At 73.8% G+C, this 24,939-nt stretch carries 25 protein-coding genes; 24 read left to right on the top strand and 1 reads right to left on the bottom strand.

Annotated elements, in window-relative coordinates; all coding sequences use genetic code 11:
- Nucleotides 1–7: 7 nt before the first annotated feature.
- From J2X49_RS02835 to J2X49_RS02735, 21 genes are all read left to right on the top strand, one after another.
- Nucleotides 8–4,576 (top strand): FtsK/SpoIIIE domain-containing protein, encoded by a 4,569-nt coding sequence (locus J2X49_RS02835; protein WP_310122295.1) that lies wholly within the window; start codon nucleotides 8–10, stop codon nucleotides 4,574–4,576.
- 82 nt (nucleotides 4,577–4,658) lie between these two features.
- Complete coding sequence (locus J2X49_RS02830) at nucleotides 4,659–4,946, top strand: WXG100 family type VII secretion target (RefSeq protein ID WP_128189931.1); 288 nt, start codon at nucleotides 4,659–4,661, stop codon at nucleotides 4,944–4,946.
- A gap of 170 nt (nucleotides 4,947–5,116) precedes the next feature.
- The gene (locus tag J2X49_RS02825) at nucleotides 5,117–5,404 is read left to right on the top strand and encodes a WXG100 family type VII secretion target (protein WP_128189931.1); all 288 of its coding nucleotides are present in this window, start codon (nucleotides 5,117–5,119) and stop codon (nucleotides 5,402–5,404) included.
- Nucleotides 5,405–5,562: 158 nt separating this feature from the next.
- Complete coding sequence (locus J2X49_RS02820) at nucleotides 5,563–5,871, top strand: flagellar protein FlgN (protein ID WP_128189932.1); 309 nt, start codon at nucleotides 5,563–5,565, stop codon at nucleotides 5,869–5,871.
- A gap of 19 nt (nucleotides 5,872–5,890) precedes the next feature.
- Nucleotides 5,891–7,111, top strand: coding sequence for a hypothetical protein (locus J2X49_RS02815; protein WP_128189933.1), 1,221 nt, complete (start codon nucleotides 5,891–5,893; stop codon nucleotides 7,109–7,111).
- Nucleotides 7,112–7,151: 40 nt separating this feature from the next.
- Entirely contained in the window at nucleotides 7,152–7,772 is a 621-nt protein-coding gene (locus J2X49_RS02810; protein WP_310122290.1) for a hypothetical protein, read from the top strand.
- A complete protein-coding gene (locus tag J2X49_RS02805; RefSeq protein WP_310122288.1) occupies nucleotides 7,769–8,569 on the top strand; it encodes a hypothetical protein in 801 nt (266 codons plus the stop codon). The genes J2X49_RS02810 and J2X49_RS02805 overlap by 4 nt, the downstream gene beginning before the upstream one ends.
- A complete protein-coding gene (locus J2X49_RS02800) occupies nucleotides 8,566–9,189 on the top strand; it encodes a hypothetical protein (protein ID WP_310122286.1) in 624 nt (207 codons plus the stop codon). Before J2X49_RS02805 ends, J2X49_RS02800 begins: the two co-directional genes overlap by 4 nt.
- A 71-nt stretch (nucleotides 9,190–9,260) precedes the next feature.
- Nucleotides 9,261–9,536: a hypothetical protein gene (locus J2X49_RS02795; RefSeq protein WP_310122284.1), complete on the top strand. Its 276-nt coding sequence runs from the start codon at nucleotides 9,261–9,263 to the stop codon at nucleotides 9,534–9,536.
- On the top strand, nucleotides 9,533–11,209 hold the full coding sequence (locus J2X49_RS02790) for a hypothetical protein (RefSeq protein WP_310122282.1): 1,677 nt from the start codon (nucleotides 9,533–9,535) through the stop codon (nucleotides 11,207–11,209). Before J2X49_RS02795 ends, J2X49_RS02790 begins: the two co-directional genes overlap by 4 nt.
- A 10-nt stretch (nucleotides 11,210–11,219) precedes the next feature.
- Nucleotides 11,220–11,867, top strand: a complete 648-nt coding sequence (locus J2X49_RS02785) for a hypothetical protein (protein WP_310122280.1) — start codon at nucleotides 11,220–11,222, stop codon at nucleotides 11,865–11,867.
- Nucleotides 11,868–12,102: 235 nt separating this feature from the next.
- On the top strand, nucleotides 12,103–12,477 hold the full coding sequence (gene rpsL / locus J2X49_RS02780; protein WP_021010916.1) for a 30S ribosomal protein S12: 375 nt from the start codon (nucleotides 12,103–12,105) through the stop codon (nucleotides 12,475–12,477).
- Nucleotides 12,477–12,947 (top strand): 30S ribosomal protein S7, encoded by a 471-nt coding sequence (rpsG, locus tag J2X49_RS02775; RefSeq protein ID WP_128189940.1) that lies wholly within the window; start codon nucleotides 12,477–12,479, stop codon nucleotides 12,945–12,947. Before rpsL ends, rpsG begins: the two co-directional genes overlap by 1 nt.
- Before the next feature lie 88 nt (nucleotides 12,948–13,035).
- A complete protein-coding gene (fusA, locus tag J2X49_RS02770) occupies nucleotides 13,036–15,150 on the top strand; it encodes an elongation factor G (RefSeq protein WP_128189941.1) in 2,115 nt (704 codons plus the stop codon).
- Between the two features lie 149 nt (nucleotides 15,151–15,299).
- Nucleotides 15,300–16,493 (top strand): elongation factor Tu, encoded by a 1,194-nt coding sequence (gene tuf / locus J2X49_RS02765; RefSeq protein WP_146355695.1) that lies wholly within the window; start codon nucleotides 15,300–15,302, stop codon nucleotides 16,491–16,493.
- 85 nt (nucleotides 16,494–16,578) lie between these two features.
- Complete coding sequence (locus J2X49_RS02760) at nucleotides 16,579–17,367, top strand: hypothetical protein (RefSeq protein WP_310122273.1); 789 nt, start codon at nucleotides 16,579–16,581, stop codon at nucleotides 17,365–17,367.
- 9 nt (nucleotides 17,368–17,376) lie between these two features.
- Complete coding sequence (locus J2X49_RS02755) at nucleotides 17,377–17,808, top strand: DUF1801 domain-containing protein (protein ID WP_310122270.1); 432 nt, start codon at nucleotides 17,377–17,379, stop codon at nucleotides 17,806–17,808.
- Nucleotides 17,801–18,031: an SCO4848 family membrane protein gene (locus J2X49_RS02750; protein ID WP_128190720.1), complete on the top strand. Its 231-nt coding sequence runs from the start codon at nucleotides 17,801–17,803 to the stop codon at nucleotides 18,029–18,031. Before J2X49_RS02755 ends, J2X49_RS02750 begins: the two co-directional genes overlap by 8 nt.
- A gap of 88 nt (nucleotides 18,032–18,119) precedes the next feature.
- A complete protein-coding gene (locus J2X49_RS02745) occupies nucleotides 18,120–18,599 on the top strand; it encodes a hypothetical protein (protein ID WP_310122269.1) in 480 nt (159 codons plus the stop codon).
- A 27-nt stretch (nucleotides 18,600–18,626) separates the two neighbouring features.
- Nucleotides 18,627–18,884: a hypothetical protein gene (locus J2X49_RS02740; protein ID WP_128190763.1), complete on the top strand. Its 258-nt coding sequence runs from the start codon at nucleotides 18,627–18,629 to the stop codon at nucleotides 18,882–18,884.
- 135 nt (nucleotides 18,885–19,019) lie between these two features.
- Nucleotides 19,020–19,559 carry an OsmC family protein gene (locus J2X49_RS02735; protein ID WP_246993364.1) on the top strand — a complete coding sequence of 180 codons (540 nt, stop codon included), beginning with the start codon at nucleotides 19,020–19,022 and terminating at the stop codon, nucleotides 19,557–19,559.
- A gap of 4 nt (nucleotides 19,560–19,563) precedes the next feature.
- Here J2X49_RS02735 and J2X49_RS02730 read toward each other — a convergent pair whose 3' ends face one another.
- A complete protein-coding gene (locus J2X49_RS02730) occupies nucleotides 19,564–20,310 on the bottom strand; it encodes a helix-turn-helix domain-containing protein (RefSeq protein WP_310122256.1) in 747 nt (248 codons plus the stop codon).
- Nucleotides 20,311–20,455: 145 nt separating this feature from the next.
- On the opposite strand from J2X49_RS02730, the gene hutH reads away from it, so the two are divergent.
- The 3 genes from hutH to hutI are packed head-to-tail and all read left to right on the top strand — an operon-like array spanning nucleotide 20,456 to nucleotide 24,929.
- Nucleotides 20,456–22,060 carry a histidine ammonia-lyase gene (gene hutH, locus J2X49_RS02725; protein ID WP_310122253.1) on the top strand — a complete coding sequence of 535 codons (1,605 nt, stop codon included), beginning with the start codon at nucleotides 20,456–20,458 and terminating at the stop codon, nucleotides 22,058–22,060.
- Complete coding sequence (hutU, locus tag J2X49_RS02720) at nucleotides 22,060–23,715, top strand: urocanate hydratase (RefSeq protein WP_310123918.1); 1,656 nt, start codon at nucleotides 22,060–22,062, stop codon at nucleotides 23,713–23,715. Before hutH ends, hutU begins: the two co-directional genes overlap by 1 nt.
- Nucleotides 23,715–24,929, top strand: coding sequence for an imidazolonepropionase (gene hutI, locus J2X49_RS02715; protein WP_310122250.1), 1,215 nt, complete (start codon nucleotides 23,715–23,717; stop codon nucleotides 24,927–24,929). The genes hutU and hutI overlap by 1 nt, the downstream gene beginning before the upstream one ends.
- Nucleotides 24,930–24,939 lie beyond the last annotated feature (10 nt).

The raw sequence follows: 24,939 nt of genomic DNA, 5'->3' as shown, positions 1-24,939 counted from the left end.
TGCCTGCATGAAGGTCAAGCTGACCCTCCACCGCCCGTCGACCGAGGCGACCGACGTCGTCATCACCGCCGACTCGACGGCGACGGTGGAGGACGTGGCGCGGCAGATCGCGCTCGCCGACCCGGCGCGCTCGATCCCGTGCTCCGATGCCGACACGCTCACGCTCGCCGTCGCCCCGCCCACCGAGCAGGCGCTCGTGCAGCTGCAGCCCGACGCCCTCATCGCCGAGGCGCCGATCGGCAGCGGCTTCCACACGCAGGTCGTCAACCTCGGCGCCGCCGGGGCGCAGCGCGGCGGCCGCGCAGGCACCGCGCTCGAGGCGGTCGCGGTGCTGCGCGTCGTCCGCGGCCCGCTGGCGGGGCAGGAGTTCCAGCTCGCCCGCGGGCACGCGACGATCGGCCGCGACGCCGCGAACGACATCGTGCTCGCCGACCCGCTCGTGTCGAAGCGGCACGCCCGCATCGAGGTGGGCGCGCACATCGAGGTCGTCGACCTCAACTCGGCGAACGGCGTGCTCGTCGACGGCGGCCTCGTCTCCCGCCTGCGGGTCGTGCCGGGGGCGGTCTTCACCATCGGCGACTCCGACCTGGCCGTCTCGCTCGTGGGCGCCTTCGACGCATCCGGCCCCGACCCCGTGCTCGAGCGCGGCGGCGCGCTCATGTTCAACCGCAGCCCGCGCGTCGAGGCGCGCTACCCGGGCACCGCGTACAAGGGCCCGCGGCTGCCGAAGGAGATGGTGCAGCGGCTCTTCCCGTGGCCGATGCTCGTGACGCCCATCCTGCTCGCCGGCGCGCTGTTCGCGATGACGAACAACCCGCGGTCGATCATCATCGCGCTCATGACGCCGCTCATGCTGCTCGGCAACTTCATCAACATGCGCACCCAGAACGGGCAGAAGCGCAAGCTCGAGACGCAGCTGTTCGAGACCCGCTACGAGGAGCTCGAGGAGACCCTCTACCGCGAGAAGCCCGTCGAGGAGCGCCTGCGCGGCCTCGAGGTGCCGCCGGTCGCCGAGGTCTTCGAGCACGCGATGCGGCTGGGCCCCATGCTCTGGACCAGGCGCCCCGAGCACTGGAACTTCCTGTCGGTGCGGCTCGGCACCTGCCGCGCCGAGTCGCGCAACTCCATCAAGGACGAGGAGTCGCAGGACGGCCTGCCCGAGTACATCGAGCGCGTCGAGCGCCTGCGCGAGCGCTACCGCTACGTCGACGACGTGCCGATCGTCGAGTCGTTCTCGGCCGTCGGCTCGATCGGCGTGGCGGGCCCGAAGTCGCTCGCGGCGGATGCGCTGCGGGGCCTGGCCGTGCAGCTGTACGGCCTGCACGCCCCCAACGAGGTCGTGACCGTGGCCATCTGCGACGCGGAGTGGACGGGCGAGCTCGAGTGGATGAAGTGGCTGCCGCACACCACGAGCGAGACGAGCCCCTTCAAGGAGATGCCGCTCGCCGACTCCGCCACCGCGGGCGCCGCGCTGCTCAACGCGCTCGAGGAGCTCGTGCTCGGCCGCTCGAAGCAGGCCGCGCCCGACCGCAAGACGCCGTTCGACGAGGAGTGGGACCCGATGCGGTACGGCTCCGACGTCGAGCGCGCCGCGAAGGACACCGTCACGAGCATCCAGACCTCGGTGGTGCTCGTCGTCACGAACGACGCGCCGGTCGACCGGCCGCGCCTCACGCAGATCCTCGAGCGCGGCTCGGCGGTCGGCGTCTACGGCGTGTTCGTCGCGCCGACGGTGGAATCGCTGCCGGCCGTCTGCCGCTCGTTCGTCGACGTCTCCGCGGGCCTCGGCGCCGCGCGCGTCGGCACGGTGCGCTCGGGCGTCGACTACGAGGGCGTCACCGTCGAGGGCGTCTCGAACGACTACATGCAGATGCTCGCCAAGCGCCTCGCGCCCGTCGTCGACGCGAGCATCGTGATCGACGACTCCTCCGACATCCCCGACTCCGTCATGCTGCTCTCGCTCGTCGGGCCCGAGCTCGCCGAGGACCCGAGCGCGGTCGTCGACCGGTGGCGGCAGGGCAGCACGATCCTCGACCGCTCGGGCGCGCAGAAGCCGCGGCTCAAGAAGGCCGGCACCCTGCGGGCCATCATGGGCCAGGGCGCGACGGACGCGATGACGCTCGACCTGCGCACGCAGGGCCCCCACGCGCTCGTCGGCGGCACGACGGGCGCCGGCAAGTCGGAGTTCCTGCAGGCCTGGGTGCTCGGCATGGCGGCGGCGCACAGCCCCGACCGCGTCACCTTCCTGTTCGTCGACTACAAGGGCGGCTCCGCGTTCGCCGACTGCGTCGAGCTGCCGCACTGCGTCGGGCTCGTCACCGACCTCAGCCCCCACCTCGTGCGTCGCGCGCTCACGAGCCTGCGCGCCGAGCTGCACCACCGCGAGCACCTCTTCAACCGCAAGAAGGCGAAGGACCTGCTCGAGCTCGAGAAGCGGCAGGATCCGGAGACGCCGCCGGCGCTCGTGCTCGTCATCGACGAGTTCGCGGCGCTCGCGGGCGAGGTCCCCGAGTTCGTCGACGGCGTCGTCGACATCGCGCAGCGCGGCCGCTCGCTCGGCATCCACCTCATCATGGCCACGCAGCGGCCCGCCGGCGTCATCAAGGACAACCTGCGCGCGAACACCAACCTGCGGGTGGCGCTGCGCATGGCCGACGAGTCCGACTCCAAGGACGTCGTCGACGACCCCGTCGCCGCGTCGTTCCCGCCGTCCATCCCCGGCCGCGGCATCGCGAAGACGGGGCCGGGCCGGCTCGTGCCGTTCCAGTCCGCCTACGCGGGCGGGTGGACGCGCCCCGACGAGGCGAAGCCCGCCGACGTGAAGGTCGCCGAGCTGCGGTTCGGCTCGGTGCAGCGCTGGGAGCCGGAAGCCGCGCCCGAGTCGGACTCGCACGACGAGGACCTCGGCCCCAACGACCAGAAGCGCCTGGTGCGCACCCTCATCGAGGCGACCCGCCTCGCCGGCATCCCGGCGCCCCGCCGCCCGTGGCTCGACGACCTGGAGACGACGGTCGACCTGCGCGACCTGCCCCTTGACGGCGACGGCCGCATCGTGCTCGGCAAGGCCGACATCCCCGAGCGCCAGCGGCAGGACGCCGTGCACTTCCACCCCGACCGCGACGGCTCGCTGCTCGTCTACGGCACCTCCGGCTCGGGCAAGTCGACGCTGCTGAAGACGATCGGCATCGCCGCCGGGATCCGGCCGGAGCTGAGCCGCGCCGAGGTGTACGGGCTCGACTTCGCCTCCGGCGCGCTCAAGTCGCTCGAGGTGCTGCCGCACGTCGGGTCGATCATCGCCGGCGACGACGCGGAGCGCGTGCAGCGGCTGCTGCGCTCGCTCGGCCGCGAGCTCGACCGCCGGGGGAAGGCCTTCGCCGCCGCGAGCGCCGCGAGCCTGACCGAGTACCGCGAGCTCGTCGACCCCTCGACGAGCCGCATCTTCCTGCTGCTCGACAACTTCCCGCAGTTCAAGGCCGACTGGGAGATCACGAGCGCCAGGTCGCCGTTCTACCAGGTCTTCATGCGCATCCTCGGCGAGGGCAGGCCGCTCGGCATCCACGCGGTCGTCACCGCCGACCGCTCCGGCGCGGTGCCGACGGCGGTGAGCTCGAACATCTCGCGCCGCGTCGTGCTGCGCCTCTCGGACGAGTCGGGCTACATGCTCGTCGGCGCCCCGAAGGACGTGCTCGACGACCGGTCGGCGCCGGGGCGCGCGATCGTCGACGGCCTCGAGATGCAGGTCGCGACGCTCGGCGGCACGCCGAACGTGGCCGAGCAGACGAAGCTCATGGGGCAGCTGGCGCAGGCGCTGCGCGAGCAGGGCGCGCCCGACGTCGAGGAGATCGGGGCGCTGCCCACGCGGCTCTCGCTCGAGCAGCTGCCCGACCGCGTCGACGACCTGCCGGTGCTCGGCGTCGCCGAGGACACGCTCGCGCCGCGCGACTTCGACCCGGTCGGCACGTTCATCGTCGCGGGGCCGCCCGGATCGGGCAAGACGAACGCGATGCGCGCGCTGGTCGTGGCGATGGAGCGGTTCGACCCCGACGTGCGGCTGTTCCACTTCGCGGGGCGCCGGTCGGCGCTCGAGGGGTTCCGGCCGTGGGTGCGCAGCGTCACGAAGCCGGATGCCGCGAAGGAGCTCGCGACCGAGCTCGCCGAGATCGTCGGCGACGAGTCGATCCCCGGCCGCATCATGATCGTGGTCGAGAACGTGCCGCAGTTCGCCGACTCGGACGCCGAGCGGGCGCTCAAGGCGCTCTTCCAGGCCGTCAACCGCAGCGACCACCTGCTGATCGGCGACGCCGACATCACGCAGGTGACGGGCGGGTACGGCTTCATCGGCGACTTCAAGGCCGGCCGGAAGGGCATCGTGCTGAAGCCCGACGCCTACGACGGCGACTCGGTCTTCAAGGTGCCCTTCCCGAAGGTCAAGCGCGGCGACTTCCCCGAGGGCCGCGGCATCTTCGTGCAGCAGGGCCGCGCGGTCACGGTGCAGCTGCCGCTCGTGCCGGAGGGCGCCGCGCTCGCCGCGCAGGCGCAGCCCGAGCCCGCGGGCATGGGGAGTCCTCCCCATTGATGGGCGAGGGGCCCCTCCGTAGCGTGGGGTCTCGGATGGTCCGGCTGGGCCATGGATCGGCAACGATGAAGGGATCGGACCCATGAGCGATTTCGGCGCCTCCTATGCGGAGATGGAGTCGGTGGCGGGCAAGCTCGACACCGGCAAGGAGGACATCTCGGGTGTCCTGAAGGACCTGAAGAGCCAGGTCGACACCCTGCTGGGTGAGGACTTCAAGACGCAGCACGCGTCGGGCAAGTTCGGCGAGGGCTACGAGGAGCTGACGACCGGCCTCGAGCAGGCGATCGAGGGCATCTCCGACATGGGCGAGGCCCTGCGCGGCATGATGCAGGCGATCCAGTCGCTCGACGAGCAGATGGCCGGCAGCTGACCGCAGCGGCATCGAGGGGCCCGGCAGCGATGCCGGGCCCCTTCCGCGTGGTCCGGGCAGGGCGATCCGGGTGGGCACCTCTCCCCATCGCGCTCCCAGCGCGCGAATCGTAGAGTCTTCCTCAGGTGGCCCGGTCGGGCCCCGGAACACGATCCGAAGAGGAGACGGCCATGAGCGATTTCGGTGCTTCCTATGCCGAGATGGAGTCGGTGGCGGGCAAGCTCGACACCGGCAAGGAGGACATCTCGGGTGTCCTGAAGGACCTGAAGAGCCAGGTCGACACCCTGCTGGGTGAGGACTTCAAGACGCAGCACGCGTCGGGCAAGTTCGGCGAGGGCTACGAGGAGCTGACGACCGGCCTCGAGCAGGCGATCGAGGGCATCTCCGACATGGGCGAGGCCCTGCGCGGCATGATGCAGGCGATCCAGTCGCTCGACGAGCAGATGGCCGGCAGCTGAGCCGATGCTCGCTGAGGGGGCCGGCGACGTCGGCCCCCTCCACGCGGAGCGGGGCGGCGCGCACCGGGTGGGGAGTCCTCCCCATCGCCGGGCGCGGCGGCCCCGCCTAGGTTGGGAATGACGGAGGGCGCGACTGCCGCGCCGAGCAAGGGGAGATCATGCACGACGTGCTCATCACGTTCGATGAGCTGCTCGCTCTGCGCATGCAGCTCGACGAGATCATCACCGAGCTCGAGAGCGCCGGCGACCGGTCGAGCGAGCTCGAGGCCGCGATCGGGCGCCCGTTCGGGCGCGGCGACCTCCGCGACCGGGCCGGCGACTTCGAGAGCCGCTGGAACGACAAGCGGGTCGACCTCGCCCGCGACATGACCAAGGTGCGCGACCACGTCCAGGGCGTGCTCGAGGGCTTCGCCGAGTTCGACCAGGAGGCCGCGCTGAAGCTCGAGTCCTCCGACGCCGCGGCCTGATCCGACGGAGGAGACCGAGATGGTGTACGCAGGACCGCAGTCGCCCAAGGGCCGCTGGATCGAGTACGTCGAGGGCGACGCCGGCAGCATCGTCGAGCGCGGCGAGCGCATCGAGCAGCTCGGCCAGTCGATGATCGCGAGCGCCGACACGCTCGAGCAGGTGAAGGACGGCGCCGACGGCCAGCGGGGCCTCGCGGTCGAGAAGCTGCGCGAGGTGGTGGGCGACACCTACGGCCTGCTGCGCGAGGCCGGCGAGCTCTACGAGCCCACGGGGCCCGTGCTCATCGCCTACGGCGAGGCGCTCGCCGACGTGCAGCCCAAGATCACCGTGCACGTCGACGAGTGCGCCGCGCTCTGGGCGACGTTCCAGTCGCTGCCCGGCTCGGTCGAGCCGCGCGGCACGGGCGGCTGGTTCGAGCCGGAGGCCGACAGCCCCGAGGCGCAGCAGCAGGCCGAGGAGGACGCCGCGAAGCTCGCCGCCTACGAGGCGTGGGAGGCGGAGGCCGGTCGCTGGGACGCCGACTACGACACGTGGGAGGACGCGTTCGACACCGCCGCGAAGGACATCGGCGAGGTGCTCGAGGGCAAGGTGAAGGACGGCTTCTGGGACAACGTCGACGGGTTCGTCGCCGGGCTCCAGAAGGCGCTGGCCTGGGCCGGCCTCGTCGTGGGCGTGCTCGCGATCATCGTCGGCGGGCCGATCCTGGCCCTCATCGGCGCCGTGATCGGCGTGATCGCGCTCGCGCTCACGATCTACCAGAAGATGCGCGGCGACGCCGGCTGGATGCAGCTCGGGCTCGCGATCGTCGGCGTCCTGCCGTTCGGCAAGCTCGGCAAGATCGCCGGCGGCAAGTTCAGCTTCGCCGACGACATGTTCGGCGGCGCCTTCGGCAAGACGGCATGGAGCGCGGCCGGGTCGCAGGCGCGCGAGCTCGGCTTCGCCTACCTGTTCCACGGCCGCGGCGCGAGCGGCGTGCTCGGGGGCCTGCGCCAGTTCGTCACCGGCAACAACCCCAACGGCATCGGCGACGTCATGGCGCGGCTGCTGACCGGGCGCGACATCGCCGCCTACGAGAAGATGAGCGACGGTGCGACCGGCATCCTCCCCGCGCTCGCCACCGCATCCGACCTCATGCACGGCCTGATGGGCGTGCCGCTCAAGTACGACGGCTGGATCTCGATGTTCAGCGGGCATGAGACGATCAAGAAGCGGTTCCCGGCCTTCGACATCCTCTGGTGAGCGAGGGCTCGGCGACGGGCGGCGACGGAGGGTGCGAGCGGTGACGGACATGTGGCGGATCTCTGCGAGCACGGCCGCTCCGGGCTGGCTCGGCATGCCGGGGCCCGGCGGCGACGACGCCGGCTGGGTGGCCGAGCGCGCCGAGGGTCTGCGGCGCGCGTTCGGCGAGCGGTGGACGCCCGAGCTCGACCGCGCGGTGCCCGTGCTGCTCGAGGCCGGCCTGTCGCGGCGCGACCCCGACGACCTGCTCGCGTGGCAGGTGTGGCCGGGCGCGCTGCCCGTGTTCGCCGTCGTGCGCGCCCGCGTCGTCGACAGCGCCGCGATCCCCGACTGGCGCGAGTCCGGCGCCGCCGTGCAGCCCTTCCGGAGCGCGACGCTCGGCGACGGCGTGCAGGTGAGCGCGACCGCCTCGATCGACGACGTGCAGCCGGGCGCCGCCGCGGGCTTCGTGCTCTACGCGTTCGACGACGGCGCGGCGACCGTCGTCGTGTCGGTCGAGCCGACCCTCGCCGAGGTGCTGGCGCTGTGCATGCCGGGGCTGCGCGACCTCGTCGACGGCATCGAGGTGCACCGGCCGGACGGGTCGCCGTTCCGCGGCTCGCCGCACCCGGCGTTCGTCGCCGACGAGGCCGGCTGGCCGCTCGAGGAGGGCGCCGCGTGAGCCTGCGCCACGAGAGCGCCCTCGCCTGGGCCGACGACCTCTCCGCCGCCGCCGAGCCGCGCCTCGGCATCCTCGAGGCGTACGCGCTGCAGCGGCACCCCGAGGCCCTCGCCCACATGGGCGACGACGGCGCCGGGCTCGCCCGCGTCGCCGCCGCGAAGGGCAGCGGGATGGCGGGCCTGTGGCTCATGCTGCCCGCGCTGCTCGCGCTCATCGCCCCGCTCATCGGCCTCGCCGCCATCCTCGGCGACCCGCTCGGCCTCCACCGCATGGACGCGAGCATCTCGGTGCCGATCGCCGGCGCCTGCTTCGCGATCGCCGCCGTCGTGCAGGCGGTGGCCGCCGGCTGGTGGCTGCGCGGTCGCCGCGAGCGCCACGGCACGCTGCTGCTGCTCGGCTTCGGCACCGCGGTCCTCGCGGGCCTCACCGCGTGGACGATGAGCAGCGCCGGGGCGCTGCAGGCCGTCGCCGACGCGGGCCCGTGGCGCGTGCCCGTGCTCATCGCCGGCGTCCTCGGGCTCGCGCTCGGCGTGCTCGTGCTCGGCGCCGGCTCGCGGGTCGACGCCGGCGCGGCGGAGCGCGAGGCGGCCGAGCGCGCGCACGACGGCGATCGCCTCCGCGCCGCCCTCGCGACGATCCCCGCGAGCGAGCTCGACCGCATCCGCGCCGACCGCGACGGCGCCATCGCGCTGCTCGTCGAGCGCGGGCGCATCCCGGCCGAGACAGGGGAGCGGGCGCAGCGCGCCGAGCTCGGCACGCTGCACCGCATCGACACCGAGGCGAGGGGACGCCGATGAGCCAGGACACCGACCTTCGGGCCGCGCTCGGCGCGCCGCCCGAGCCCGACTTCGAGCTCGAGCTGCCGCCGGGCTGGGCGCGCCACCGGCCGGACCGCGCCGAGCAGGAGGCGATGACGGCGAGCGTGCGCGCGCGGGCCATGCAGGCCCACCGGCCCGACCTGCTCGCGCAGGCGCAGGCGATGCTGCGCGAGTCGTTCGAGAGCATGCGGCGCGGCGACGTGCGCGCGTTCTTCACCCCCACCGAGCCGGGCGACGACACGCTCTGGATGCCCGCATCCATCCTCGCCTCGGTGCGACGTGCCCAGCCCGACGTGTCGCTCGACGACGTCGTGCGCCACGCGATCCGCGAGTACGGCGCGACCGCGCTCGACGACGACCGCCGCATCGTGCGCTTCGAGCGCGACCGGCTCGAGTCGATGGGCGACGAGTCGATGCGGGTGCTCACCGTGGTCTACCTCACGCCCATGCCAGGCACGCACCGCCGCGCGGCGCTGCAGCTGACGGCGACGCTCGCCCGCCCGCTCGACGTCGAGGCCGACGACCCGCTCGTCGAGGGCATGCGGGTGCTGTTCGACGCGTGCGCGTCGACGCTGCGCTGGGTGCGGCCCCGCCCGTAGGCGCGCCATGGGGAGTCCTCCCCATTCCCGCCCGGCGCCGCGCTCCCTAGCGTCGCAGGCGAGGGGGCTCCATGACCGACATCCGCATCTCCTACGCGGAGCTCGACGGCGCGGTCTCGCACCTCGAGCACGTGGCCCGGCAGCTGGGCGCCTCCGATCGCACGAGCGGGGCCGTCGCCGAGGCGGTCGGCCACGAGCTGCTCGCCGCGCGGGTGCGCGACTTCGCAGACACGTGGGACGACACGCGCGAGCGCTTCCAGGAGGCCGCGGAGCGCCTCGCGGCGACGGTCGACGGGATCGCCGACGCCTTCCGGCACGCCGACCGGCGGCTGGCGGCCGACGGATGAGCCTCGGGCAGCTCGAGGGGCGGTGGCCGGTCGTCGAGGGCCACGGCGATGCCTACCGCCGCACCGCCGCCGCGATCGAGCAGGCGATCGCGCACCTCGACGCGATCCGCGACGAGGAGGCCACCCGGGCGCAGGCGTTCGACTGCGTGCGGGAGGCGGCGGGCGAGGTCGCCGAGCAGCTCGGGCGCGCGACCTCGCGCTACGCCGTCGCGGGCGAGGCGCTCGTCGACTACGCCGAGCAGCTGCGGGTCGCGCAGGACGAGGCCGACGAGGCGGATGCGCGGTGGCGGGCGGCCGACGCCGCCGCGACGGCGGCCGCGGCCGAGCGCGACCGGCTGGCCGTCCAGGCCGCCGGGGCCGACGCATCCGCCGCCCTCGTCGCCGAGCAGCAGCGCGTCGTCGAGCAGCACGCCGCGGCGCGGGAGGCCGCCGCCGACGCGTGGGCCCTGGCGCGCGAGCGCAAGGAGCGGGCGGCGGCGGATGCGGCGGCCCGCATCCGCGCGGAGGTCGCGGGCTCGTCGCTGCGCGACTCGCTGTGGGACGACGTGCGCGGCGCCGTCGGCGACCTGCTCGAGGCGGTGGCCGACGCGCTCGTCGAGGCGATCCGGTGGCTCGGCGCGATCGTCATCGCCGCCGTCGCGGTCGTCGTCGCGGCCGCGCTCGCGATCGCCGTGATGGCGACGGGGCTCGTCGGCCTGCTCATCGGCGGGCTCGCGCTGCTCGTCCTCGGCTCGTGGGTCGCCGGCGGCGGGTACGAGGCCTTCGTGCGCACCCTCGTCGCCACCGGCTCGCTCGAAGCCGCGCTCGTCGGCGGCACGATCGGCTGGCTGCACGGCACGCTGCCGTGGCTCGCCGACTGGCTCGTCGCCGGCGACGCGGGCGCGCCGCAGCTCGTGTGGACCGGGGCGCAGCCGGCGCGCACGGGGGAGCCGGGCGGCTTCGGCGACCACCTGGCCCGCCTGCAGGCCGGCAACCGCGGCGTCGACGCGCACGCCGGCGGGCCGAGGGGCACCGACCCGGCCGCCTCGACGATGGTCACCGTGACCGCGGTGACCGACGGGGCGGCGACGGTGTGGCGCGTGCACATCCCCAGCACGCAGATGTGGAAGCCGGGCTCGTCCTCCATCAACGACGTGCACGCCGGTGTGGCGGCGACCCTCGGCGACGGGCCCACGCAGCTCGAGCGAGCGGTGGTCGAGGCGATGCGCCAGGCGGGCGTGCCCGAGGGGGCGAGCGTGCTGCTGTCGGGCTGGAGCCTCGGCGGGCTCACGGCCGCGCGCCTCGCGGCCGACCCCGCCTTCACCGCCGCGTACGACGTCGACGCGGTCGTCGTGGCGGGAGCGGGCATCGACGCGACGGCGATCGGCGGCCACATCCCGGTGCTCGCGTTCGAGCACGGGCGCGGCGACGGCGCGGTCGATCCGGTGCCGCTCGCCGAGGACCCGAGGCTGCCGAGCCTCGCCGCCGACGCGCACCGCACCACGGTGCGGGTGCCTCCGCCCGGGCTCGCGGGGCCCGTGCCGCACGACGGGCGGTCGTACCAGGCCACGATGCAGGAGCAGGGCGACCTCGCGGGCTCGCGCGCGGCGACCTGGATGGCGCTCCACGACCTCGAGCGCTACTTCGTCGGGCTCGAGCAGCCCCACTCGTCGATCTTCGTGCGCGGCCGCTGATGGGGCGGGCATGAGCCTCGTGCTCGCGCTGCCGGGCCGGTGGTTCGCGATGCCGCTCGGACAGCCCGACGCGCCCGCCCGCATCCGCGCCCTCGCCGAGGAGCTGCACGGCGGCGCCGACGACCGCGCGGGCGTCCGCATCGCGCTGCGGCGCAGGCTCGAGGCGGCGCTCGAGCGCGCCGAGGCGGGCGGTGCCGAGCAGCTGCACCTCGGGATCGCGCTCGAGGCCGACGTGCCCATGCCGGCGGCAGCATCCGTCTACCCCGGCATCGCCGTGCCGACCGCGGCGAGCACCGGGCCCGACGACGTGCTGGCCGCCCTCGTGCCGCTCGTGCTGCGCGCCGCGCACGAGGGCGAGGGCGGCACCGCGCGCCCGGGCGACGACGACCGCGTGCTGCGCTCGGGGGCCTCGCGCATCCTGCGCCGCCCGACGGTGCGCGAGGCGGGCGGCGCGGGGGAGCTCCCGGCGCTCTCGGTCGACTGCTGGATCACCGTGCCGGGCGATCGCCGCGCGGTGCTGCTGCACCTCGACGTGCCGCTCGTCGCCCCGCCGCAGCTGCTGCTGGCGCTCTGCGACGCGGTCGCCCTCGCGGCGCGCTTCGAGCGGCCGCTCGCGCTCGCCGACGAGCTGCGCCGCGCGGCCCGCCCGCGCGCTTGACCGTGCATGCGGCGTGGCCCTATCCTTGATCGGGTGTGCGCACATGCGCGCCTTGCGCCATGCGCGAGGAGCGCACGGGCCGCACGTGGGCAGCGGGTCCGAACCCGCCAGCCCCCACGGCATATCCACCACCTGAAGAGGGCACGCGAGAGCGTGCACGGGGGATCACCGATGGAGCCGGCCCAGCCGGCGAACCACATCGAAACGCTGTCACCGTGCAGCAGGAAGAAGCAACGTGCCCACTATCCAGCAGCTGGTCCGCAAGGGTCGGTCGCCGAAGGTCTCGAAGACCAAGGCGCCGGCGCTGAAGGCGAACCCCCAGCAGCGCGGCGTCTGCACCCGCGTCTACACGACCACCCCCAAGAAGCCGAACTCGGCGCTCCGCAAGGTCGCCCGCGTGAAGCTCTCGAACGGCACCGAGGTCACCGCCTACATCCCCGGTGAGGGCCACAACCTCCAGGAGCACTCGATGGTGCTCGTCCGCGGCGGTCGTGTGAAGGACCTCCCCGGCGTGCGCTACAAGATCGTGCGCGGCGCGCTCGACACCCAGGCAGTGAAGAACCGCAAGCAGGCTCGCAGCCGCTACGGCGCGAAGATGGAGAAGAAGTAATGCCTCGCAAGGGTCCCGCCCCCAAGCGCCCGGTCGTTGCCGATCCCGTCTACGGCGCACCGATCGTCTCGCAGCTCGTCAACAAGATCCTCCTCGACGGCAAGAAGGGCCTCGCCGAGCGCATCGTCTACGGCGCGCTCGCCGGCGTCGGCACCAAGTCGGGCCAGGACGCGGTCGCAGTGCTCAAGAAGGCGCTCGACAACATCCGCCCGACCCTCGAGGTCAAGTCGCGCCGCGTCGGCGGCTCGACCTACCAGGTCCCCGTCGAGGTCAAGCCGCACCGCGCGAACACGCTCGCGCTGCGCTGGCTCGTCTCGTACGCCAAGGCTCGTCGCGAGAAGACGATGACCGAGCGCCTGCAGAACGAGATCCTCGACGCGTCCAACGGCCTCGGCGCCGCGGTGAAGCGTCGCGAGGACACGCACAAGATGGCCGAGTCGAACAAGGCCTTCGCGCACTACCGCTGGTGATCGCCTGCGGGGATCCCGGCCCACGGCCGGGGTCCCCGCACCGCGGCATCCCCCAACTCCCGCTCCATCCACTCATCGGAGGAACCCTGTGGCACAGGACGTGCTCACCGACCTGAACAAGGTCCGCAACATCGGCATCATGGCCCACATCGATGCCGGCAAGACCACGACGACCGAGCGCATCCTGTTCTACACGGGCGTCAACCACAAGATCGGCGAGACCCACGACGGCGCCTCGACCACCGACTGGATGGAGCAGGAGCAGGAGCGCGGCATCACGATCACGTCGGCCGCCGTGACCTGCTTCTGGGACAAGAACCAGATCAACATCATCGACACCCCCGGCCACGTCGACTTCACGGTCGAGGTCGAGCGCTCGCTCCGCGTGCTCGACGGCGCGGTCGCCGTCTTCGACGGCAAGGAGGGCGTCGAGCCCCAGTCCGAGACCGTCTGGCGCCAGGCCGACAAGTACGACGTCCCGCGCATCTGCTTCGTCAACAAGATGGACAAGATGGGCGCCGACTTCTACTTCACGGTCGACACCATCATCAACCGCCTCGGCGCCCGCCCGCTGGTCATCCAGCTGCCGATCGGCTCGGAGAGCGCCTTCGAGGGCATCGTCGACCTGGTCGAGATGAAGGCGAAGACCTGGCGCGGCGACGCCAAGGGCGACGTGAAGATGGGCGCCGAGTACGCCATCGAGGAGATCCCCGCCGATCTCGTCGAGAAGGCGCAGGAGTACCGCCAGGCGCTGCTCGAGACGGTCGCCGAGACCGACGACGCGCTCATGGAGAAGTACTTCGAGGGCGAGGAGCTGACGGTCGCCGAGATCAAGGCAGCCATCCGCAAGATGACGGTCGCCTCGGAGATCTACCCCGTGCTCTGCGGCTCGGCGTTCAAGAACCGCGGCGTGCAGCCGATGCTCGACGCGGTCGTGGACTACCTGCCGACGCCGCTCGACGTGCCGGCCATCCCCGGCCACGACGTGCGCGACGAAGAGGTCATCATCGAGCGCCACGCCGACCGCGACGAGCCGTTCGCGGCCCTCGCGTTCAAGGTCGCCGTGCACCCGTTCTTCGGCCGCCTGACCTACGTGCGCGTCTACTCGGGCCACGTCGACTCCGGTGCCGCGGTGGCGAACTCCACCAAGGGCAAGAAGGAGCGCATCGGCAAGATCTTCCAGATGCACGCCAACAAGGAGATCCCGGTCGACTCGATGACCGCGGGCCACATCTACGCGGTGATCGGCCTCAAGGACACCACGACCGGCGACACGCTCTGCGACCCGGCCAACCAGGTCGTCCTCGAGTCGATGACGTTCCCCGAGCCCGTCATCGAGGTCGCGATCGAGCCGAAGACGAAGGCCGACCAGGAGAAGCTCTCCCTCGCCATCCAGAAGCTGGCCGAGGAGGACCCGACCTTCCGCACCGAGAACAACCCCGAGACCGGCCAGACGGTCATCAAGGGCATGGGCGAGCTGCACCTCGACATCCTCGTCGACCGCATGAAGCGCGAGTTCAAGGTCGAGGCCAACGTCGGCAAGCCCCAGGTCGCGTACCGCGAGACCATCAAGGGCACCGTCGACAAGTACGACTACACCCACAAGAAGCAGACGGGTGGCTCCGGCCAGTTCGCCAAGGTGCAGATCAAGCTCGAGCCGATGGACCTGGCCGGCGAGGAGACCTACGAGTTCGTGAACGCCGTCACCGGCGGTCGCGTGCCCCGTGAGTACATCCCCTCGGTCGACGCGGGCATGCAGGACGCGATGCAGGTCGGCGTGCTCGCCGGCTTCCCGACGGTCGGCGTCAAGGCGACGCTGCTCGACGGCGCGGCGCACGACGTCGACTCCTCGGAGATGGCGTTCAAGATCGCCGGCTCGATGGCCTACAAGGAGGCAGCGCGCAAGGCTCAGCCGGTGCTCCTCGAGCCGCTCATGGCGGTCGAGGTGCGCACGCCGGAGGAGTACATGGGCGACGTCATCGGCGACCTGAACTCGCGTCGCGGGCAGATCCAGTCGATGGAGGACGCCCAGGGCGTGAAGGTCGTCAAGGCCCTCGTGCCGCTGTCGGAGATGTTCGGCTACGTCGGCGACCTCCGGTCGAAGACCTCGGGCCGCGCCGTCTACTCGATGGAGTTCTCGACCTACGCCGAGGTCCCCAAGGCCGTCGCGGACGAGATCGTCCAGAAGAGCAAGGGCGAGTGACCAGCCGGGGCGGCGCGAGCCGCCCCGGCCCACCGCCGGCCCGCTCGGTTTCGCGTGGACCGGCGAGCCAAGTACCATATTCCAACACCACCCGAACGCCTGCCGCGGACGCGGCGGTGCACTCATGAGAACAGTCCTAGGAGGACACAGTGGCTAAGGCCAAGTTCGAGCGGACCAAGCCGCACGTCAACATCGGAACGATCGGTCACGTCGACCACGGCAAGACGACGCTGTCGGCGGCCATCTCGAAGGTCCTTGCAGACAAGTACCCGTCGGCGACCAACGTGCAGCGCGACTTCGCCTCGATCGACTCCGCTCCCGAGGAGCGCCAGCGCGGCATCACGATCAACATCTCGCACATCGAGTACGAGACGCCGAAGCGCCACTACGCGCACGTCGACGCGCCGGGTCACGCTGACTACATCAAGAACATGATCACGGGTGCTGCCCAGATGGACGGCGCGATCCTCGTGGTCGCCGCCACCGACGGCCCGATGGCGCAGACGCGCGAGCACGTGCTGCTCGCCAAGCAGGTCGGCGTGCCGTACCTGATGGTCGCGCTCAACAAGTCCGACATGGTCGACGACGAGGAGATCCTCGAGCTCGTCGAGCTGGAGGTCCGCGAGCTCCTCTCGAGCCAGGACTTCGACGGCGACAACGCCCCCGTCGTGCGCGTCTCGGCGCTCAAGGCGCTCGAGGGCGAGGAGAAGTGGGTCGACGCGATCCTCGAGCTCATGCAGGCCGCTGACGACAACATCCCGGACCCGGTCCGCGACCGCGACAAGCCGTTCCTCATGCCGATCGAGGACGTCTTCACCATCACCGGCCGTGGCACGGTCGTCACGGGTCGCGCCGAGCGCGGCACGCTCGCGATCAACTCCGAGGTCGAGATCGTCGGCATCCGCCCGACGCAGAAGACCACGGTCACGGGCATCGAGATGTTCCACAAGCAGCTCGACGAGGCATGGGCCGGCGAGAACTGCGGTCTCCTGCTCCGCGGCACCAAGCGCGAGGACGTCGAGCGCGGCCAGGTCGTCGTGAAGCCGGGCTCGGTCACGCCGCACACCAACTTCGAGGGCACGGCGTACATCCTGTCCAAGGACGAGGGCGGCCGCCACAACCCGTTCTTCACGAACTACCGCCCGCAGTTCTACTTCCGCACCACCGACGTCACCGGCGTCATCTCGCTGCCCGAGGGCACCGAGATGGTCATGCCCGGCGACACCACCGACATGACGGTCGAGCTGATCCAGCCGATCGCCATGGAGGAGGGCCTCGGCTTCGCCATCCGCGAGGGTGGCCGCACGGTCGGCGCCGGCACGGTCACGAAGATCGTCAAGTAGTCCACTCGGACCACAGCGAAGGGCCCCGCTCCGGCGGGGCCCTTCCGCGTGTCCGGGGGCGCGCGGCGACGCCTACGATGCGAGCATGCAGCCGGCCGACCACGACGCACTGACCGCGGCCCTCGCCGACTGGGCCGAGCGGGCCGACGGCGCGCTCGGGCTCGTGCTCCTCGGGAGCACCGCAGGCACGGCGCACCGCGCCGACGACTGGAGCGACCACGACTTCTTCGTGATCGCCGAGGCGGATGCCGCCCCGCGCCTGCGCGCGAGCACCGACTGGCTGCCCGTGCCACCAGCGCGGATCGTGCTGCACGAGCGCGACACCGAGCACGGCGCCTGGGTCGTGACCGACGACGGGCATCTGCTGGAGTACGCGGTGTTCACGCCGGAGGAGCTGGCCGAGAGTCGCTCGGACGCGCACCGCGTCGCCGTCGACCGCCTCGGCGACCTCGCCGAGCGCATCCGCCCGACCCTCGTGCCGCCGGCCCGCGACCCGGGCACCGTGGCGACGGCGCTGCTGCGGTCGCTGCTCGTCGGCGGCGGCCGCGCCGCGCGCGGCGAGCGGCTCGTGGCGCGCCGGCACCTGCTCGATGCGGCCGGCGGCGTGCTGGTGCTCGCGCGCCTCCTCCAGCCCGCGGCGGCGTCGGTGGCCGACGCGCAGGACCCGTGGCGGCGGGCCGAGCAGACGCATCCGGCGCTCGCCGCCGAGCTCGACGCGATCCTCGCCCGCTCCGACGCGCGGGCCGCCGGCGACCTCGCGGAACTCGCCGAGCGGATCGCGGGGGCGGCGCCGTGGTGGCCCGCCGCGCTGTCTGCCGCGGTGCGCCGCCGGCTGGCAGGCGGCCGCGAGGTCGAGCAGCCCGGACGCGCGTAGCCTGGGCGCATGGCAGAGCCGAAGACGCAGCCGACCGACGCCTCCGTCGAGGCGTTCCTCGATGCCGCGCAGCCCGCCCGGCGCGTCGAGGAGGGGCACCGGCTCGACCGCATCATGCGCGAGGAGACCGGCGCCGAGCCCGTGCTCTGGGGGCCGTCGATGGTGGGCTACGGCAGCTACCACTACGTCTCGCCGTCGCGCACCTCGCGGACGGAGGGCGAGTGGCCGAAGGTCGGCTTCTCGCCGCGGAAGGGCGCGCTGTCGCTCTACGGGCTCAAGGACCTGCCCGAGGGCGCGGCGCTCCTGCCCGAGCTCGGCGCGTCCACCGAGGGCGCGGGCTGCGTCTACGTCAAGCGCCTCGAGCTCGTCGACGAGGGCGTGCTGCGCCGGCTCATCCGCATCGCCTGGAGCCGTGACGACGACGGGCGCGCCGATGGCTGAGGCGGCCGGGCTCACCGGCGCCGTGCTGCTGCTCGTCGGCGCCGCCTTCAGCGTCGTCGTGTGGCCGGCCTTCCTGCGCCGCGTCGCGCGCGACGAGCGGGCGAGGGATGCGCAGGGCCGCCCGACGCGGTTCCTCACCGTGCACGTGACGCTCGTCGCGATCGCGCTCGTGCTCGCGATCGCCCAGGCGGTCGCCGGCATCTGGTGGCTGCTCGCGCGCTGACGGGCCCGCGTCGATGCCGCTCCCAGGCTCCGGTGCTCTACTGGCTGCGCCGGCGCACCGGCGTCGGCCAGGAACGAGAGGTGCGAGCATGGCAGACAGCGACATCCGCGACGGCGGCGACCAGCCGCTCGACGACGAGCAGCCCCTCCCCACCGGCGGCGAGCCGCCGGCGCCGGCGCCGAACGCCGACCGCGACGGGCAGGCCGACTTCGCGGCCGAGGCGACCGGCGAGCGCTACGAGCGCGTCGTGCAGGAGGGCCTCGACCGCATCGACGAGCACCGCGAGCGCATCGCCGAGCTCGAGGCCGAGCAGCCCGGCGGCAGCCCCGAGGAGCCGGGCGAGCCGCTGCAGCCCGGCCCCGGCGCGCCCGAGGCGCCCGGCGCGCCCGGCACCCCAGACGTGCCCGGAGCGCCCGCCGGTCCGGGCGGCCCGGACGCCCCCGTGCCGGGAGCGTCAGGAGCCCCCGAGGCGCCGCAGGGGCCCGGCACGCTCGACCCGACCGCGCCCGTGGGCGACCCGGCCGGCGACGCGAGCGCGCTCGACGACACCGACCGCGCGCAGCCCTGAGCCGCGCGCCCAGCAGAGGAGGGCCAGATGGTGCAGCACGAGGAGGACGAGGAGCCGCGCCGCGACGAGGACGCCCCGGAGCTCGCGGTCGACGCCGATGCGCCGGCCGACGTCCCCGGCGACATGTCGGGCAGGTCGTTCGACGAGCTCGCGGATCGCGCACGGGCGGCGATCGAGCGGGAGCACCTCGCCGACCACGCCGACCTCGAGCCGGACGACGCATCCCTGACCGCGCAGGCGCAGGCGTCGCCGCCGCGGCCGGACGCCGACGACCGGCCCGTCTGAGGCGGCGGTCGCGGGTCGACGGCACGGCGGCTCTGTGACGCCCCGCGACGCCGCGTGACGCCGTGCGACGCGGCGGGCTTCCTCGCCCGCCGCGTCGCTCCCTAGCGTGTGGATCCCCGACCCGAGGAGATCCGCATGAGCATCACCACCGCATCCGCCGCCCCCGTCACCGACGCCGACCGCGAGGAGCGCCTCGACCAGGCTGAGCGCGCCTGGGGCGAGCGGCTCGCCGCCGACGTCGCGAACGCCCGGCTCGTCTTCCGCGCCGACGGCGATGCCCAGGGCGCGGTCGCGACCCGCATCCGCGCCGGCCGGCACGAGTGGCTCATCGACGAGCCGGCCGGCCTCGCGGGCGACGACGCCGGCGCGAGCCCCGTCGAGGCGGCGCTCGGCGCGCTGCTCGCGTGCCAGACCGTCGTCTACCGCCTGTACGCCAAGCGGCTCGGGCTGACGATCGACCGGCTCGAGCTGCGCGCGGAGGGCGACCTCGACGTGCGCGGCCTGTTCGGCGCCGACGACGTGCGCCCCGGGTTCGCCGGCGTGCGGGTGGTCGTCGACATCGACGGCCCCCACGAGCGCGCCCGCTTCGAGGAGCTGCGCCGGCTCGTCGACGCGCACTGCCCCGTGCACGACCTCTTCTCGAACCCGACGCCGGTCGAGACCCGCCTGGCCTGACGGCTCAGCCGCCGCCGAGCCTGCGCGTCAGCTCGGCGGCGGCCGCGGCGCTCGCGCCGCCGAGCACCGCCCACGCGGCGTCGTCGGCGTCGACCAGCCGGAACGTGAGGCCCACCGACGCCGCGGGGTAGCCCGCGGCGTCGCGGGCGGCGGCCGCGACGGAGCCGTAGGCTGCGTCGACCTCGCCGTCCTCGGTCGCCCAGCCGCGTCGCCGCACCCCCGCGAGCAGCGCGGTGAGGGCGGCCCGCGTCGCCGGCCGCTCGCCGGCCAGGTCGCGGTCGTGCGGCAGCAGCGCCCGCACCTGGTCGTCGCCGAGCGCCGCGAGCATCGCGCGGCCGGTCGCCGTGCGCACCGCGGGCAGCCGCACGCCCACGCGCGAGACCGTCACGGGGGAGCGGCGCCCCTCGCCGCGCCCGGCGTAGGCGACGTCGCTGCCGGCGAGCACCGCGAGGTGGCTCGTCGCGGGGATCGGCGATCGCGCGACGAGCCGGTCGAGGATCGGCTGCGCGAGCCGCTCGAGCCGGGTCGCGGCCGCGACGCGCGAGCCGATCTGCTGCACCCGCGCGCTCGGGCCCCACGCGCCGAGCTCCGGGTAGTGCACGAGGAAGCCCTCGTCGCGCATGACCTGGAGCAGCTGGTAGGCGCTCGAGCGCGGCAGGCCGAGCTCGCGCGCGATGGTCGCGGCCCGCACGGGTCCCGCCTGCTCGGCGAGCAGCGACAGCACGCGCAGGGCGCTCCTGGCCGCCGGCATCCGCGGCATCCCCATCGGCACCCTCCGGTCCTCCCGCGGCGGCCACGGCCGCCGATCGTTCCAGTGTAGGCGCGCGTCCGAGATCTCAGACACGAAGCGGCGGGAGGCGGATGCGCGCGCCCGACCGGGGCGCTGGAATGGCGGCATGGCAGTGGTCATCGGAGACGCCCCTCTCACCCGGCACCAGGTGGTGCAGGTCGCCCGCTTCGACGCGCGGGTCGAGCTGAGCCCCGCGGCGCTCGAGCGCATCGACGCGGCCCGCGTCGTCATCGACGCGCTCGCGGCCGACGATCGGCCGCACTACGGCATCTCGACCGGCTTCGGCGCGCTCGCGAACACCGCCATCGCGCCCGCCGACCGCACGCGCCTGCAGCAGTCGCTCATCCGCTCGCACGCCGCCTCGAGCGGCGAGGCGGTCGAGCGCGAGGTCGTGCGCGGCCTCATGCTGCTGCGCCTCCAGACGCTCGCGACCGGGCGCACCGGCGTGCGCCGCGCCACCGCCGAGCTCTACGCCGCGATGCTCAACGCCGGCATCACCCCCGTGGTCGGCGAGTACGGGTCGCTCGGCTGCTCTGGCGACCTCGCGCCGCTGTCGCACGTGGCGCTCGCGGCGATGGGCGAGGGCGTCGTCGAGGTGAGCGGCCCGGGCGAGCTCGACGGCGAGGTGATGGATGCGTCGGCCGCGCTCGAGCGCGCCGGCCTCACCCCCGTCGTGCTCGCCGAGAAGGAGGGCCTCGCGCTCGTCAACGGCACCGACGGCATGCTCGCGATGCTCTGCCTCGCCCTCGCCGACCTCGACAAGCTGCTCGCGACCGCCGACCTCGCCGCCGCGATGAGCGTCGAGGGGCTGCTCGGCACCGATGCGCCGTTCGCCGCCGACCTCATGGCGCTGCGCCCGCACCCGGGCCAGGCGGCGAGCGCCGCGACGATCGCGGCGCTGCTCGAGGGCAGCCCGATCGTCGCGAGCCACAAGGGGCCCGAGGACACCCGCGTGCAGGACGCCTACTCGCTGCGCTGCGCCCCGCAGGTGCACGGCACCGCCCGCGACACGGCGGCGCACGCCGCGCGCGTGGCCGAGGTCGAGCTCGCGAGCGCGATCGACAACCCGGTGGTGCTGCCCGACGGCCGGGTCGTCTCGAACGGCAACTTCCACGGCGCGCCGGTCGCGGCCGTGCTCGACTTCCTCGCCATCTCGATCGCCGACGTCGCGTCGATGAGCGAGCGGCGCTCCGACCGCTTCCTCGACCCCGCGCGCTCCTGGGGCCTCCCGCCGTTCCTCGCCGACGACCCGGGCGTCGACTCGGGCCTGATGATCGCGCAGTACACGCAGGCGGGGATCGTCTCCGAGCTGAAGCGCCTCGCGGTGCCCGCCTCGGTCGACTCGATCCCGTCGAGCGCGATGCAGGAGGACCACGTGTCGATGGGCTGGGGCGCCGCACGCAAGCTGCGCCGCGCCGTCGACGGCCTCGGCCGGGTGCTCGCGATCGAGGTGATGACCGCCGCGCGCGGCATCGAGCTGCGCGCCGAGCTGCCGGGGGAGCGCACAGGCCGCGTGATCGCAGGGCTGCGGCGCCTCGTGCCGGGCATCGGGCCCGACCGGTTCCTCGCCCGCGACATCGAGGCATCCGTCGCCTTCGTGGTCGGCGGTGGCGCGCTCATCGAGGCCGGCTTGGTCGAGGGCGGCGAGGCGTGGACGGCGGATGCCGCCGAGGCGTTCCAGGTGGGGATCGATCGAGAGGGAGGCGCATGATGCGCGGAGCACGACCGGTGCGCGCGGCGCGCGGCAGCGAGCTGACGGCGAAGGGCTGGCAGCAGGAGGCGGCGCTGCGCATGCTCATGAACAACCTCGACCCGGAGGTCGCCGAGCACCCCGACGAGCTCGTCGTCTACGGCGGCACGGGCCGGGCGGCGCGCGACTGGGCGAGCTACGACGCCATCGTGCGCGAGCTCGAGGCGCTCGAGGACGACGAGACGCTGCTCGTGCAGTCGGGCCGGCCGGTCGGCGTCATGCGCACCCACGCGTGGGCGCCGCGCGTGCTGATCGCGAACTCCAACCTCGTCGGCGACTGGGCGTCGTGGCCCGAGTTCCGCCGCCTCGAGGCCGCGGGGCTCACGATGTACGGCCAGATGACCGCCGGCAGCTGGATCTACATCGGCACCCAGGGCATCCTGCAGGGCACCTACGAGACGTTCGGCGCGGTCGCGGCGAAGCTCGGCCGCGAGAGCCTCGCCGGCACGATCACCCTCACCGCGGGCCTCGGGGGCATGGGCGGCGCGCAGCCGCTCGCCGTCACGATGAACGACGGCGTCGCGATCTGCGTCGAGGTCGACCCGAGCCGCATCCGCCGCCGCATCGAGCACCGCTACCTCGACGTGGAGGCGAGGACGACAGCGGATGCGCTCGCGCGCGCCGTCGAGGCGAGGGACGCCGGGCGGGCGCTCTCGATCGGCCTCTGCGCGAACGCCGCCGACGTGGTGCCGGAGCTGCTGCGGATGGGCGCGCCGATCGACGTCGTCACCGACCAGACGAGCGCGCACGACCCGCTCGCCTACCTGCCGAGCGGCGTCGCGTTCGACGACTGGGAGGCGGAGCGCACGCGCGACCCGGAGGGCTTCACCGAGCGCGCCCGCGCCTCGATGGCGCGGCACGTCGAGGCGATGGTGGGCTTCCAGGCCGCGGGCGCCGAGGTCTTCGACTACGGCAACTCGATCCGCGCCGAGGCGAGGCTCGGCGGCTTCGAGGACGCCTTCGCGTTCCCCGGCTTCGTGCCCGCGTACATCCGCCCGCTCTTCTGCGAGGGGAAGGGGCCGTTCCGCTGGGCGGCGCTCTCGGGCGACCCGGAGGACATCCGGCGCACCGACGAGGCGATCCTCGAGCTGTTCCCCGAGAACCGCCGCCTCGAGCGCTGGATCCGCATGGCGCAGGAGCGCGTGCACTTCCAGGGCCTGCCGGCGCGCATCTGCTGGCTCGGCGCGGGGGAGCGGCACCTCGCGGGCCTGCGCTTCAACGAGATGGTCGCGAGCGGCGAGCTCTCGGCGCCGATCGTGATCGGCCGCGACCACCTCGACGCGGGCTCGGTCGCGAGCCCGTACCGCGAGACCGAGGCGATGCGCGACGGCTCCGACGCGATCGCCGACTGGCCGCTGCTGAACGCGCTCGTCGCGACGGCCTCAGGCGCGAGCTGGGTGTCGATCCACCACGGCGGCGGCGTCGGCATCGGCCGCTCGATCCACGCCGGGCAGGTGACGGTCGCCGACGGCACGGCGCTCGCGGCCGAGAAGCTCGAGCGGGTGCTCACGAATGACCCGGCCATGGGCGTCATCCGGCACGTCGACGCCGGCTACGACGAGGCGATCGGCTTCGCCGAGGCGCACGGCGTGCCGATCCCGATGCGGCGCGGCTGATGTCGACCCTCGTCACGGGCATCGGCGAGCTCACCACGAACGACGACGAGCTCGGCCGGATGCGCGACGCGGCCGTCGTGCTCGAGGGCGGGCTCGTGGCGTGGGTCGGCGAGGCCGCCGCCGCGCCCGCCGCCGACGCGCGCGTCGACGTCGCCGGCCGCGCCGTGCTGCCGGGGTGGGTCGACAGCCACACGCACCTCGTGTTCGCGGGCGACCGCACCGCCGAGTTCGAGGCGCGCATGGCGGGGGAGCCCTACGCGGCAGGCGGCATCGGCGTCACCGTGGCCGCGACGCGGGCAGCCTCCGACGCCGAGCTCGCCGCGAACCTCGACCGGCTCGCCGACGAGGCGCTCCGCGGCGGCACGACGGCGCTCGAGGTGAAGACGGGCTACGGCCTCACGGTCGCCGACGAGCTGCGCTCGGCGCGCATCGCCGCCGCCCGAGCGGACGCGGTCACCTTCCTCGGCGCGCACCTCGTGCCGGAGGGCTCGGATGCGGAGGGCTACGTCGACCTCGTCGCGGGCGACATGCTCGAGGCCGTCGCGCCGCACGTCGACGCGGTCGACGTCTTCTGCGAGCGCGGCGCCTTCGACGAGCAGCAGTCGCGGCGCGTGCTGGAGGCCGCGCGGGCGCGCGGGCTCGCCCTGCGCGTGCACGGCAACCAGCTCGGGCCCGGTCCCGGCGCGCGGCTCGCGGTCGAGCTCGGCGCGCTGAGCGTCGACCACGTCGCCTTCCTCGACGACGACGAGGTGGCGATGCTCGCCGACAGCTGGCACGGCGGCCGCGGCACGGTGGCCACGGTGCTGCCCGCGTGCGACCTCTCGACCCGCATGCCGCTCGCGCCCGCCCGCCGGCTGCTTGATGCGGGCGCCGTCGTGGCGATCGCGAGCAACTGCAACCCGGGCACGAGCTACACGACGTCGATGGCGTACTGCGTCGCGACGGCGGTGCTGCAGATGGGCCTCACCGTCGAGGAGGCGGTGCGCGCGGCCACCCTCGGCGGTGCGGCGGCCCTCGACCGCGACGCGCCCCGCACGGGCCGCGACGGCCGGCCGCTCGCGCCCCTCGGGCGCATCCGCCCCGGTGCCCGCGCCGACCTGCAGGTGCTCGACGCGCCCTCGATCACCCACCTCGCCTACCGCCCGGGCGTGCCGCTCGTGCACGCCGTCTGGCGCGCGGGCGACCTCGTCGTGGAGCCTCCCCGGCTGCCGTAGCGACGCACAG

Origin of the sequence: Agrococcus sp. BE272, assembly GCF_031457935.1 — a bacterium.
Classification (GTDB): Bacteria; Actinomycetota; Actinomycetes; order Actinomycetales; family Microbacteriaceae; genus Agrococcus; species Agrococcus sediminis.
This window is presented reverse-complemented; position numbering and strand designations above follow the sequence as displayed.